This is a genomic window from Pedobacter anseongensis (assembly GCF_037482965.1).
Lineage (GTDB): Bacteria > Bacteroidota > Bacteroidia > Sphingobacteriales > Sphingobacteriaceae > Pedobacter > Pedobacter anseongensis.
Genome location: NZ_JBBHKB010000001.1, coordinates 1009678 through 1023663, shown reverse-complemented (window position 1 = coordinate 1023663; position 13986 = coordinate 1009678). Strand labels below are relative to the sequence as shown.

The following is a 13986-nucleotide window of genomic DNA, read 5'->3' as shown; positions in this document are numbered from 1 at the left end:
TAAGGCATTAAGAAAACTTAAAAGCTTAACAGTTCATCAACTTTTACCAATTGATAACCCTCTTTTTTTAGATAGTCAATAAGTTCTGGAAGTCTATTATAGAACTTATCCCTTCTTTTCGGGTCGGTGCCAATATGCATTAAAAGTATAAAACCATTTAAGCCATCTGATTTGCTTTTTGAATAATCGATAATCGATTGATAAATTTCATCAGTACTTCGATAAGATTTTCCCATTTCTGGAAAAGTATAATCGGCATTTGATCGGGTTCCGGGTGTAAAATTAATTAGATTTAGACCCATTTCTCCACTCCAATTAGCGATGCTTTGATTGTACCATTCGTAAGGGGGCAAAAAAAATCGAGCATCTTCTTTTTTGATGCCGAATTTTTCCATCGCCTTATAGTTTGCTTTTAAATCGGCAGTAAATTGTGTTTTGCTTACCAATAAGCTATCTCTTTTCGTCCAATCGTTATATAATAAATGTTGATCGGAGTGTGCACCCAAATAATTTCCATCTGCCTTTAACGATTTAATTACCGAAGAAAACGCTGGATTTCGATAAAATTTTCCAGTAAAAAAAAATGACGCTTTCGTGTTACTCTTTTTCAACGTGGAAGCAATCGCTTTTCCGCCATCGGCAAATTCATCGCCGGTAAAAACCAAGGCTACTTTTTTTTCATTCGTATTGCCACGGATGATGGCGCCTTGCATTTTCGTCGTTATCGGATCACGCCCGCCGTCATCCGATGACGGCATTTTCTGATCATCGAAAGCTGCCAATAAATACACCAATGAAGCGGTCCCGTCCATCGTGGGCTCGTTTGTGCTATAATCGCCATAATCATCGTGATACACCGCTAAATCGCTCTGAAAATCTTCATATTCATCCGCCTCAGCGAGTTGGATGCCAATCAAACTTTTATAAATATTGGTATATACCGGACCATCAACCAATCCCCCATCAATTGGATATTCTTTTAGGTGGGTAAAGGCCGAATGCGGATCAACTGGCGTGTCTTGCGAATCGGGCAAGCCATACACCATACTCGTTCCCCACGGATTGCAGCCAAAAAGCCAATCGAAATTAGCCTGTTCTAGCTCTGTAAAAGAAGCATCGCTTGTTAATTGTTTATACCAGTAACATTGCATGGTAAATGAAACCGTTAAATTATTGCTGCACCAAATAAAGGGTACGCCACGGTAAAATGCATTTTGCTTTGCGCGTTCCCAAACATAATTTATTCCTTCTTTATAGTTTGCAATGAGCTCGGCTTTTGTTTCAGCACTACTTTGTTTAGCCAATTCGTAATGCCCAAGATTGATGAATGGGTACCACTGATAGTGCTTCGCGGTATCAGAAATTAACCATGGAGTAATTTTTTCTCTTTTCGAAAAGGCTAAAGCCGAATCAAGATTTTTTGGTGATGATTTTCCATTTTTTTTAATACTGGCATACGCTAGTTCCATATCATCAACCCAGTTATCTTCGGCATAGATATAGGGCGATTTTACCGAGACTGTTTGTGTTACTCCTCGCTTTTTATTGGCAAACTTTAAGGCACTTTCGGCTTTTTTTGTTAATAATGCGGCATAATTAGGGTTTCGAGCACTAAATAAAGCAGCACCCAAACTAAATGCACTCGTAAATTTTGCTGCGGTAGAACTTGTGCCGGTAGTATTGTTCATAAACTTACCACGCTGCTGCGGTTCTCCGTTTATGAAATATAAGGGGCGCTCAAACCCTTTTCCGTATTGACTATCTTCTTTGGGTATACGCATCGAAATGTGGTCGCGGTCGTCGGCCAATTGATTAAACATAATCTTGTTGGTTGGATGCATTTTTAAGAGCCAATCTAATCCCCACTTCGCCTCATCCAATACATCTGCTACCCCATTACCTCCATCTAAGCCATTCGCTTGCTTTTCATCTTTAAATGCCTTCGGGAAATCGCGATACGCCATTAAGAGGTGGTAAGTGGCATTCGCCGATGTGGTGGCATATTGTAAATAATCGCTCGCATCGTGCCATCCGCCAGAGGCGTTATAATGGGTGCTATCTTTAATTCCTGCTTTTTCGCCATATAACACATAGCCGTCGTGCGTGTGGCAGCTATCTTTTAAATAGGGATTAAATCCACTTCGCTGTTGTCGCATATAGCGTAATGCAAAATCGGCCGTGTTGCGATAAACATCTTCGCCAATGAGCACATCGGGCGAAAAAATATTATTTACACGAATAACATATTTACCAGGAGTTTTAAAGGAGGTAAAATTAAGCCTTGCGGTAGTCTTGAATGGGCCATAATTGCCAAAAGATTGGATTGAAGTAGAGGAGAAAACCACTTTTCCAGTTTCTTTATTAATTAATTCGAACTTTTGTGGAGTTGTAGTTAACTTACTCGCCCAAATGGCCACTTTGCTCGAAGAGGGCTGGTAACCTAATAGATTTATCCTTATCCAACTGGTGCTCGCATCGGGATTGCGTTTAGGTATAAATGATGATAACGTAAAAATCATCACTATAAGAATAAATAAGTTTTTCATAGGTTAATATGCAATTCTATAAAGATATGGATTATCATCAAATTGTAAATTACAAATATTAATACAAAATTAATCAATCGATTGATTAATTTTGTGGCGTTAAATTTTTTAACTGCATAGCATCAAATAAACCGAGGTAATCGATGGAAAAAACAGATAAACGAAAAGATATTTTGCTTGCAGCGGAGACGTTGTTTTCAGAATTTGGTTTCGAAGGCACATCGACCCGTCAGATTGCAAAAGAATCGGGTGCCAATATGGCCATGATTAATTACTATTTTGGAAGTAAAGACGGTGTGTTTTTGGAGATCATGGAGAGTCGTATTTCAGGATTTAAATCGCAATTAAGCTTAATTAATGAAGAGCAAATCCCAGCAAAAGAAAAATTATTAAAGGTAGTAGATCAATATGCTACTCGTATTTTTTCGAACATCAGTTTTCATAAAATGATGCACAGAGAACTTTCTTTAACGCAACGCCCAGAGATGTTTTCTCAAATTAAAGATGCCATGGCATGTAACCGACAGGTAATCGAAGACATCATAGAGGGCGGTATAGCCGAAGGTACATTTAGGCAAGTAGATGTAAGAATGAGCATCGCAAGTATCATGGCAACCATTACACTTATTGCAACATCTCCCAACAAAGTAACCGATATTCAAGATTTAGACTTAAACGATCCTGAACAAGCCGAGCCACTTAGAAAAAGATTGGTAGCCCATTTACAAGATCTTATTATTACGCATTTAACACCCCAAAAATGATCATACCCTCATGAAAAAAACAATTTTCGCACTTCTCCTTCTCCCATTTATTTTAAACGCACAATCCGTGAAAAAACTTAGCTTATCTGAAGCTATCGAACTGGGCATCGCTAACAGTAAAAATTTAAAGCTCGCCCAAAATAAAATAGACGAGGCGGTTGCTAAACTCGAAGTGGTTAACGATAACGCTTTGCCAAACGCATCTGCAAGTTTTTTATACAATCACGCCGAAATTCCCACAAATACCTTAAAAATAGGTGGCGCTGAACCCATTCATTTGCCCAATAGGGCCGATGCTTTTGTAGGTACAGCCAGCATACAAGAATTGGTATATGGAGCAAACAAATTAAAATACGCTAAAGAATCAACAAAATTGCTAGCCAATGTTGCCCGTTTAGACCTCGAAAAAAACAAGGAAGAAATTAGTTATGCGGTAATTAACACGTATTTCTCCTTGTATAAATTAATGCAGAGCAAAAAGGTGGTTGAGCAAAATCTGGAATCAATTGCGAGTCAATTAAAACAAGCCGAACAGTTTTTTGCACAAGGGATCGTAACTAAAAATGATGTTTTACGATTTCAATTGCAACAGGCAAATGTTTCGTTAACCGCGCTCGAAATAGAGAACAACCGTAAAATTATCAATTATAATCTGGATATTTTACTGGGCTTGGCAGACAATACAGAAGTCTTAATCGACGAAAATGATGTTTCTTTAAAAGCTGTTAGCACATTAGATACCTATTTATCGAGCGCATTCGCCAATCGCCAAGAATTGCAGCAATTGGATTTGCAAAATAAGGTAGCCGACTTTGAGATTAAAACCATTAAGGCTGATAAATTGCCTACGGTTGGACTAGGAGCAAACCTGTATTATATTAATCCTAGTGGAAGCTTTATTCCACCAAGTAATCAATTTATTGTGCCCGTTACCGTAGGTGCTACCGTTTCGTGGAATGTGGCTAACCTTTGGAAAAACAAGAATAAAGTTGCTGAAGCAAGTATTAAACAGCAAGAAATTGGGGTCCAAAAAAATATAGTTACCGACCAGTTAAAAACAGAAGTCAATAGAAATTATCAGAACTACAACTTAGCCGTTCAGAAGATAAATGTACTTCAAACTTCGATTGCTCAAGCTACAGAAAACGATCGTTTGTTGGCCTCAAAATACAAAAACAACATTGCATCGGTAACCGATAGGATTGATGCCGAAACCTTATTGTATCAAGCAAAAATTAATCTCGAGATCGCAAAAGCGGATGCAGGATTAGCCTATTATACTTTATTAAAATCAACAGGAAAAATTTCAAAATAACATAAACCAAAAATGACAAAGGAAGCAAAAAAGAAGAATAAAATTCTCCCAATACTATTAACCGTACTCCTAATTGCAGGTATAGCTTTTGGGGCGAAAGAATATATATATTCGACAAAACACGTTGATACAGACGATGCACAAATAGATGGAGATATTAGTCCGGTAGTAGCTCGCGTAGGGGGCTATGTTAAAGAAATTAATTTCGAAGAAAATACCAAAGTTTCAGAAGGCCAGGTATTGGTAACTTTAGATGATCGCGACTACAAAATTAAATTAGAACAGGCTGAAGCAGGCCAAGTAGGTGCAAATGCTGGAGTAGGAGTGTCAGAAGCTCAGATAGCAGCGACAGCAGCAAATACAAGCATCGCAAAATCGAATATCGAAGCGGCTAAATCAAATGTCAAAGCGGCAAATGTTAAATTAAATTTAGCGGAGAAAGATTTTAATCGGTATGCTAACCTGCTGAAAGATGGTGCCATAACACAGCAAGCTTTCGATCAGGCAAAGGCCAATAAAGAATCGGCCGAGGCTGCAAAAGCATCAGCTCAGGCTGCCTATGAGGCAGCGCAAGACCAATATAACGCTGCAGTTAAACAAGTGGGCACAACGCAATCTCAGCTTAGCGTAAGCAATTCGGGTGTAACGCAACGCCAATCGGATGTAGATTTTGCAAAATTACAATTATCCTATACGCAAATTAAAGCGCCAGCTACCGGCATCGTATCGAAAAAGAATATTCAAAAAGGTCAATTGGTACAACCTGGTCAGTCTTTGTTCGCAATTGTTGATAATAACAGTCTATTCGTTACGGCCAATTTTAAGGAAACACAACTTCAAAAGTTAAAAGCTGGATTAAAAGTTAAAGTGATTGTAGACGCTTACCCTGATGAAGAAATTGATGGCGAAGTATACAATTTTGCCCCGATTACGGGTGCTAAGGGTTCTTTGTTGCCCCCTGATAACGCTACAGGTAACTATGTTAAAGTAGTACAACGTGTGCCTGTAAAAATTAAATTTCATGCTAAAGACAAAGCGTTTTTAGAAAAATTACGCCCAGGAATGAGCGTTAAAGTTTCCGTATCTATTTAACTTAAACGAACAATGGCCGAAGTAGGGTTTAAAAAATGGATCATTACGTTCACGGTAATTACAGCTTCCTTATTGGAGTTGATAGATACCACTATTGTAAACGTAGCGATTCCACAGATTCAAGGTAACTTAGGAGCAACGTTAGAAGATATCGCTTGGCTATCTACAGGGTATGCTGTTGCGAATGTAATTATATTGCCCATGTCGGGTTGGATAGGGAGTAGATTTGGTCGTAAAAACTACTTTTTAACCTCAATTGTTGTATTTACACTCGTTTCTTTTCTGTGTGGCAATGCAACCTCATTGAATGAATTAATTCTGTTTAGAATTTTGCAGGGATTGGCAGGTGGTGGACTAATTTCAAATGCGCAAGCTATTCTTATCGAAACATGGCCCCGCGAAGATGTAGGTATTGCTACGGCACTATTTGGACTCGGCGCTGTTGTAGGACCAACTGTAGGGCCAACCATTGGAGGCTACATTTTAGAAGTTGCCGATTGGCCTTGGATTTTTTATGTAAATATTCCAGTCGGGATTTTGGCCGCTTACTGTACAATAACTTTTATAAAGAAGACACCAAGAGATGGACAAGGGAAGCCGGTAGATTGGTGGGGAATTGGATTATTGGCCATTGCCGTTGGTAGTTTACAAACCTTACTCGAAAAGGGCGAAAGCGAGGACTGGTTTGCTACACCTTATATTGTTGCTTTAGCGGTGACATCTGTTTTTGGCCTACTGCTATTCATTTGGCGAGAATTGAGTACTGACCACCCGATTGTTAACTTTAAAATTATGGGTCATCGAAGTTTTTCTATAGGGATGTTTACCTCATTTATTTTAGGTTTTGGTCTGTATGGTTCTGTGTTCGTATTTCCTGTTTTTGCGCAAAATTTATTAGGATTTACACCTTTACAAACGGGTAAATTGTTTATAGCAGGAGGAGTTTGTACCATCTCTATGATGCCGTTTATCGGGATAATGCTTAAAAAAGGTGTTGCTGCACAATTTATGGCTACAGGAGGGATGTTCTTGTTTTTCGTGTTCTGTTATATGTTAAGCAAATCGACCTTATCGTCGGGAACGGGCGATTTTTTCTGGCCATTGGTGATTAGGGGTTTTGGAATGGCTTTACTTTTTGTTCCGCTAACCACCTTGGCGATGCAAGATTTAAAAGGATCAGAAATTGGACAGGGTTCGGGCTTGAACAACATGAGCCGCCAGCTTGGTGGATCTTTTGGAATTGCAGCATTAACTACCTTAATCCATGTGCGTCAAGGCTTTCATAGAAGTAATTTGGTGGCGAATGTAAACGAATACAATCCTGCATTTACACAAAAGTTCAGTGCATTAATCAACGGTTTTATGGCTAAAGGATCTTCTTATCTGGATGCAAAACTGATGGCAATGAAAGCAATAGAAGGATCGTTGATTAAACAAACGATGCTATTAACCTACAACGATGCGTATTGGGTGGCCGGGATGATAATGTTGTGCTCTATTCCTTTGCTGTACCTGCAAAAATTCAAAAAGAATGTAAATGTGCCTACAGATGTGCATTAAATAAAATAGTCCCGACTTTACGCCGGGACTATCTTTCCCAAAAAATTAACAATTTTATAAAATCTCTGAAAGAAATTTCATAGATACGTTTAAAAGATTTGTTTAAAAAACCTTTATAGGATACAAGGTAGTAAGTTATTTCGAAATTTGCAAAAATTATCACAAATTACTATCTTATCCCCCATGCAAGCACATCAGCCAACAAGTATACGGGAATCCGTTTTTAATAACGAGGTTATCTCTCGATTCGAACTTTACAACAGTCTCTTTTTAACCCTTCCATTTTATAAAATTAAGGATACTGGTACTTTATTGCCTTTATTTATTAAAAGTTGTGAAGATGGAGTTAAGAATCATGAAACTCCCGCAATACTTATCGAACGATTTTTTGCAAAATATTCAGCCACTACAAATAGTAAAGATATTACGGATTTACTGTTTCGGTTTATTCAATACATAGAGCGCCAGGTTGTACTTTTTGATGCCGTTGAAGATGCATCTTTTAACAAGCTGAACGTTAAAGACGAGCAAAGTTCGTTACGTGCATTGTTTCATAAAACGGTAGATAGTAAAGAATTGCACGAAAAAGTGGATAAATTGATTGAAGATTTTTCGCTGCGATTGGTGTTAACAGCACATCCAACGCAGTTCTATCCGGGAAGTGTACTGGCCATCATTAACGATTTAACAGCGGCAATAAAAATAAACGATATTAGCGTTATTAATCAATTGCTTCAGCAATTGGGTAAAACGCCTTTTTTCAATAAAAAATCGCCAACCCCGGTTGATGAAGCACTAAGCTTAGCTTGGTACTTAGAAAATGTATTTTACTTCGCCGCAGCAAATATTCAAACAGGAATTAACCAATTGTTAAGAGAATTTCATGTTGATTCGAAAAAAATTATTGAATTGGGCTTTTGGCCAGGAGGAGATAGAGACGGCAATCCGAATGTAGATCCCGAAACAACCTTGCAGGTTTCGAAAATGCTTCGCCAGATTTTATTCAGATGCTATTATCGCGATTTTAGAAACATAAAACGTCGTATTACCTTTAGGGGCGTAGAAGACACGATGGCTGTTTTGCAGGATATTCTTTATAAGAATGCCTTTGATAGTAATTTAACACCAGAAGATATATCTGAAAGTTTAATCACGCACTTAGAACAGATTAAAAATATTCTAATCACTGATCACGATGGCCTTTTTGCAACATTGGTTGATGATTTGCAACGAAAAGTGGAGCTATATCGATGTCATTTTGCATCGCTCGATATCCGACAGGACAGTCGGATTTTAAGAAATGTGCATGCGTATTGCCGCGAACAAAAACCAATAAATTCTTTGTTTAGTGAAAATTATAACAACTTATCAGAAGAGGAGAAAATAAAATCACTCAGCTTTAAAAGTGCGAAAATTATTTATGCCACCGAACCTGATGCATTAATCCACGACGCCTTGCAAACCATTACCGAAATTAAGCAAATGCAACAGCGCAATGGCGAAAAGGCTTGCCATCGATTTATCATTAGCAATTGCCAGCGGGCGAGCGATATTCTACAATTGATAGAATTGTTTTTGTGGAACGGATGGGAAGCGGAAGAGTTAAGTGTCGATTTTGTACCGCTATTCGAAACTGTGCACGATTTATCCGGCGCCGCCGAAATAATGGAAACACTCTATTCACATCCATTTTATAGCACCCATTTAGCACGAAGAGGGGGTAGGCAAGATATTATGTTAGGTTATTCAGATAGCACGAAAGATGGAGGTTATTTGATGGCTAATTGGTCTATTTTTAAGGCAAAAGTTTCATTAACCGCTGTAGCTGAAAAGCATAATATTCAGCTTGCATTTTTTGATGGTCGTGGCGGACCACCATCACGTGGTGGAGGTAAAACTCATCGGTTTTATGCGGCTATGGGTAAAGAAATTGCGAATAAGAATATTCAATTAACTATACAAGGCCAAACTATAAGCTCACAATACGGATCAATTGATAGTGCCGAATTCAATATCGAACAACTTATTAATGCTGGTATTTCTACCGGAATGAAAGAAAAACACAATGTGCTTTTGGATGAAGCTAATTTTTCTATTCTAGAAAAGATGGCGAACGATAGTTATAATGCTTTTTTAGCCTTAAGAAAACATGAGCTGTTTTTACCCTACCTAGAAGTCTTATCACCTCTAAGCCTACTTTCGAAAATAACAATCAGCAGCAGGCCAGTAAAGCGAAATTCTGGTGAAGCTTTAAAATTAGAGGACCTACGAGCAATTAGTTTTGTAACGGCCTGGAGTCAGCTAAAGCAAAATATACCCGGTTTTTACGGCATCGGAACTGCCCTTAAAAATCAAGAAAAGGAAGGCAATTGGGAGCAGGTAGCTAAAACCTATCAAGAATCGGGTTATTTTAAAACTATTATCGACAATTGTATGATGTCGATGAGCAAGTCAGATTTCTCGATTACCGAATACCTCGCAAAAGATAAAAAATTTGGCGCATTTTGGACAACATTACATGATGAATTCGAGCTTTCTAAAACCATGCTCTTAAAATTGGCAGGTCACCAAATATTGATGGAAAACTATCCTGTAGAAAAACAGTCGATCGCTGTTCGCGAAAAAATTATCCTTCCCTTAGTTTTAATCCAGCATTTTGCACTCGAAAAACTACAGCATAAGGTTACTGATGATGAACGCCAGGCTTACGAGAAATTGGCTATTCGAACCGTATACGGTATTGTAAATGCAGGAAGGAATTTGGCATAACCATGCAATTAACCTGGTCTTATAAATCCTTCAACGAATTAACAACTCTCGAACTTTACGCTATTTTACAATTGCGTAGCGAGGTTTTTGTAGTCGAACAAAACTGTGTATACCAAGATATAGATAATAAGGATTTAATATCGTTTCACCTTATAGCTTTTGATGGAGATTTGCTAGTCGCTTACAGCAGGATTTTACCTCCAGGCGTATCATTTGAAGAAGCAAGTATCGGTAGAGTAATCACCAAATCAAGCCATCGTGGAAAAGGAATTGGGATTGCTTTAATCGAAAAAGCAATACAAGCAACTAAAGCGGGTTTTGGCATAAACCCAATTAAAATTGGTGCCCAATTATACTTAAGGAAATTTTACGAAGGTTTCGGATTTGCTCAAACGAGTGAGGTATATTTAGAAGATGGTATTGAACATATTGATATGCTTCTTAATGTTTAAGCAGCTGCTTTCTACGCTCAACCTCTGTATCGACCCTCGTTTCATGAATTCCATCGGCCACTTCAATCCCAAAGTCTTTATCTTTACCAGCATCATACATCTGAACACTTTCTATACTATCTATAGATTTATCGTACGGACCCGGACTGCTCATCAATTTCACAAACACAGGTAAACATTCGAAAAAGATAAAGAGTAGCCCAATAAAGGTTACTGCAATTGCGGTATTGGTATCTCTGGTTCCATCTACGTTAAAACTTAACTGCCCCAGCGCCCAATTTCGATCGGCAAAGCCAGCAACGGCACTTAGGCTATCCAATTGTTTTGTGGTATAAAGTTTTTCCGCCATTAAACCATCAAATTGCTTCCGGCCATCTACAAATTTTTCTAAACCTCTCACATCACTATTTAAAGTATCTAAGTTCTGCTCCCTTTGCTTAAGCTCTTGCTCTTTTCTTTTTGCATACGGCCCATAACCCATTACACCCGATGTTTCAGTAGTCTTATTTCCGAAAATTTCGAAGTTCAATTTTTGCCGATCAGATTTTATAGTAGCCGCTAAAGAATCACGCTGCTTTTTCTTATCATTTAACTTCCCAATCTCAATTGTATATTTTTTATCAAAGGCTTTATTTAATGTGTCGATTTTTGAGCGCTGCCCATTTAAATAACTTACTTTTAAACGCTCCTTTATCTCTTTATCGAAAATTTTAAGTTCTAATGGACGAGAGATTACCATTCCAATCATAATAGCCAATAAAATTCGCGGAGTAGCCTGCAATAATTGCTTATTGGTCGACACATTTTTATTAATGCTCGATACAATGTATCTATCCATATTAAAAATGGCTAAACCCCAAATAATGCCAAAGAGGATGGCAAAAAGCCATGCAAAATCGCCTCCTGCAAACACAAAATACATAGCGTAACCGCCAGATAAAGCCGCAAATAAGCCAGTAAAGAAGATAGTAGCGCCAATGCCTACGTATTTATTTTCTTCGGTCGGATGTTTTTCTAAAGTGTCTTGATGTATGCCAGAGCAAAACCAAAAAAAGCGAGAGATGCTATTCATAGCGCAATAATAAAGAATTTATTATTAAACGCTTTAAAATAGAAGTTGTTACACGAGGCCAAGAAAAAACAAATAAACTACGTGTTATTGGGTATGTCAAAATACCAATTTAAGGGTATTTCAAGAGGTATAAATTTCGCCCAATTTTGAGGAAGGATAAAGCAAACCACTTATGCAACAACCATCTCTATTAAAATATTATCTATTGTTAACAGGATTATGCTTTTTTTTAAGCATTTCCTTTTCACTTAAATCATTTGCTCAAAAGCGCCCGGTATTAACGGAAGAAGAGCAAGTTCAGGAGGCGGTGACTAAAGAAGTAGACGCAATTATTAAAAGCGATGACTTTATAAAAAAGAAAAACAAAAAATTTAAAGATGTTAAAGGATATATCGTAGTAGATATTGGCGTAGTACAAAACGGTAAGCTTTCTTCTTTTTTTAAAGTAGATAGTGATATCAAAAACATCGATTTTATCGAATACGTTTCAGACCTATTATTGAAACAAAAATTTGAATTTAAACTACCAAAACAACAACGTTATAAGATTAGGCAAACGATAGCTATTGAATAACCATTGAAAAACAATTATTGATTAATGAAAACAATAAAACCATGAACAAAAAAAAAGCAATCATTTTTTTAATGCTAATCGCCATTGGCGGTGGAATAGCTAAGGCTCAGAAAAAATCTGGCAATTTTAAAACGGTTTGGGAATCAGAATTCTCGAATAAAGCGGATGTAATCTCTATGATTAATGAAGACGGATCTTTTGTATTGGGAACAGATGGGAACTCTGCAACCGTTCTTAATGGTGAAGGAAAACAGTTATGGGAAGGAGATTATAAAAAAATCACTACCAACAAAACCAACTCGGCTGAATTTCAATTCTATGTTAGGAGTAAAGATGGGGGTTATTTATTCTTGTTCGATGCGAGAAAGTTAGGTACCGATAGAATTGCTGTTTTAGACGTAAAAACAGGTAAAGAAATGTGGAATACTGAAATCTATCAGAACTTATTGTCTAAAGATGGCGGACCAGTAGAAACCGTAAACTATATCAATGAGCTTGATGCTTTTATGATTGCTCAAAAAGATGGGCTAAACATGGTAAAAGCAAAAACTGGCGAGAAAATTTGGGAAACTAAATTATTTAAAGGCAGTATTGGAAAGTATGTTTACGATAAAAACAAGAATGAAATTGTAATGATCAATTATAAACCAAATGCTTTGGCGGCCCTGTTTTCGGGATTTAAAAATCAATTGGTAAAAATAAATGCTGCGAATGGCGAGATTTTATGGGATGCTACGTTTAGAGGTACAATAGAGAAAAAACTGATTACCCGCGAAGCCTTGGTAAACCTTAACATCATTGGAGGTAAAGTGTATTTATGGCTAGATGGTTTACAATGCTTTAATTTAGAAAATGGCCAGAAAATTTGGGAGGTAGATTATGAAAACGACATGACCAAATCGGGAGGGTCGGGTCTTTTAGGGAATAAAAGCCAAAAGGGGATATATGGTACCTTGGCCGATCCAATTTTTACCGATGATGCGGTTTACATTGTTATCTTCGCCAACCGTAGTCGCACTAAATATGTCGAAAAACATGATATTGCGACTGGAAAATTACTTTGGGCTTCAGAAAAGATTGCTGGAGCTTTCTCTATGCCCAATATCCATTTAGGTAGCGGACGTGTAATGCTTCAAATTGGGGGCAAGGTAGAAGTACAAGAAATCACTACGCGTAGAACACCAAGCGGAGGAACGGAAAGAGAGGCAAAAATCTATACCGATTACATCGCACAAAAAAATGGTATTCTTTCAATCGACGATAAAACTGGGGCAACCGTTTGGCGTTCAGAAAGATTCGACAAGCGAATTACCGATATGATTATTCACGAAGATAAAACCGTTTTTGTAGGCGATGGTGATCAATTCTACTCTTACGATATTGCTTCGGGCAAACAGCTATTTGATGTAAAGCACAATGATGCAAGAGTAGGAAAGGCAACCGATGTTATTAATTTTGGAGATAATGTGGTGGTGCTTTCTGAGAAAGGTTTAGCGAGTTACAAAAAGGCCGATGGAAAAAGAGTGTATGCTACCGATAAGCTCCCAGATGTAGATTTCTTCTATGAAATTGGAGGTAATTATTTCTTGCGTAACCAAAAAAATTCTAAAAATGTAATTTATGGGGTCGACATGACAAATGGTGAAATTAAAGGTAAAGTCGAATCAAAAGGTAAAGGTGGTAGCGATCGTTATGGTGATGGGATCGATATTACACATGATGGAGAGTTTATTTTCGCCTTTAAAGGTAAAAAAGTAGAAAAAATTAAGGTTAACAACTAGTTGTGCAAGCAACATTGTTTATGGTTCGGTTGCAGGTTTACCTGCAGCCGTTTTTTGTGCC

10 protein-coding genes are annotated in these 13986 nt (G+C 37.7%); 8 read left to right on the top strand and 2 right to left on the bottom strand.

The genetic code is table 11. The features are described from left to right. Positions 1-17 precede the first annotated feature (17 nt). Positions 18-2546: a bifunctional glycoside hydrolase family 9 protein/polysaccharide deacetylase gene (locus WG904_RS04650; protein ID WP_339578124.1), complete on the bottom strand. Its 2529-nt coding sequence runs from the start codon at positions 2544-2546 to the stop codon at positions 18-20. A gap of 143 nt (positions 2547-2689) precedes the next feature. Between WG904_RS04650 and WG904_RS04645 the strand changes: the two genes are divergently transcribed. The 6 genes from WG904_RS04645 (at position 2690) to WG904_RS04620 (ending at position 10498) form a co-directional block, all read left to right on the top strand. Next, complete coding sequence (locus WG904_RS04645; protein ID WP_339578123.1) at positions 2690-3310, top strand: TetR/AcrR family transcriptional regulator; 621 nt, start codon at positions 2690-2692, stop codon at positions 3308-3310. Positions 3311-3320: 10 nt separating this feature from the next. Then, on the top strand, positions 3321-4625 hold the full coding sequence (locus WG904_RS04640) for a TolC family protein (protein WP_339578122.1): 1305 nt from the start codon (positions 3321-3323) through the stop codon (positions 4623-4625). Between the two features lie 12 nt (positions 4626-4637). Beyond that, positions 4638-5717 (top strand): HlyD family secretion protein, encoded by a 1080-nt coding sequence (locus tag WG904_RS04635; RefSeq protein ID WP_339578121.1) that lies wholly within the window; start codon positions 4638-4640, stop codon positions 5715-5717. 12 nt (positions 5718-5729) lie between these two features. Continuing rightward, on the top strand, positions 5730-7277 hold the full coding sequence (locus WG904_RS04630; protein ID WP_339578120.1) for a DHA2 family efflux MFS transporter permease subunit: 1548 nt from the start codon (positions 5730-5732) through the stop codon (positions 7275-7277). Between the two features lie 183 nt (positions 7278-7460). Beyond that, positions 7461-10046, top strand: coding sequence for a phosphoenolpyruvate carboxylase (locus tag WG904_RS04625; RefSeq protein WP_339578119.1), 2586 nt, complete (start codon positions 7461-7463; stop codon positions 10044-10046). A gap of 2 nt (positions 10047-10048) precedes the next feature. Continuing rightward, positions 10049-10498, top strand: a complete 450-nt coding sequence (locus WG904_RS04620; RefSeq protein WP_339578118.1) for a GNAT family N-acetyltransferase — start codon at positions 10049-10051, stop codon at positions 10496-10498. Here the strand turns inward: WG904_RS04620 and WG904_RS04615 are convergent. After that, the gene (locus tag WG904_RS04615; RefSeq protein ID WP_339578117.1) at positions 10488-11570 is read right to left on the bottom strand and encodes a DUF4407 domain-containing protein; all 1083 of its coding nucleotides are present in this window, start codon (positions 11568-11570) and stop codon (positions 10488-10490) included. The two genes, WG904_RS04620 and WG904_RS04615, sit on opposite strands and share 11 nt — an antisense overlap. 172 nt (positions 11571-11742) lie before the next feature. On the opposite strand from WG904_RS04615, the gene WG904_RS04610 reads away from it, so the two are divergent. Together WG904_RS04610 and WG904_RS04605 are read left to right on the top strand one after the other, a co-directional pair. After that, a complete protein-coding gene (locus WG904_RS04610; protein WP_339578116.1) occupies positions 11743-12144 on the top strand; it encodes a hypothetical protein in 402 nt (133 codons plus the stop codon). 41 nt (positions 12145-12185) lie between these two features. Beyond that, positions 12186-13925, top strand: a complete 1740-nt coding sequence (locus WG904_RS04605; RefSeq protein ID WP_339578115.1) for an outer membrane protein assembly factor BamB family protein — start codon at positions 12186-12188, stop codon at positions 13923-13925. The last annotated feature ends 61 nt before the right edge of the window (positions 13926-13986 follow it).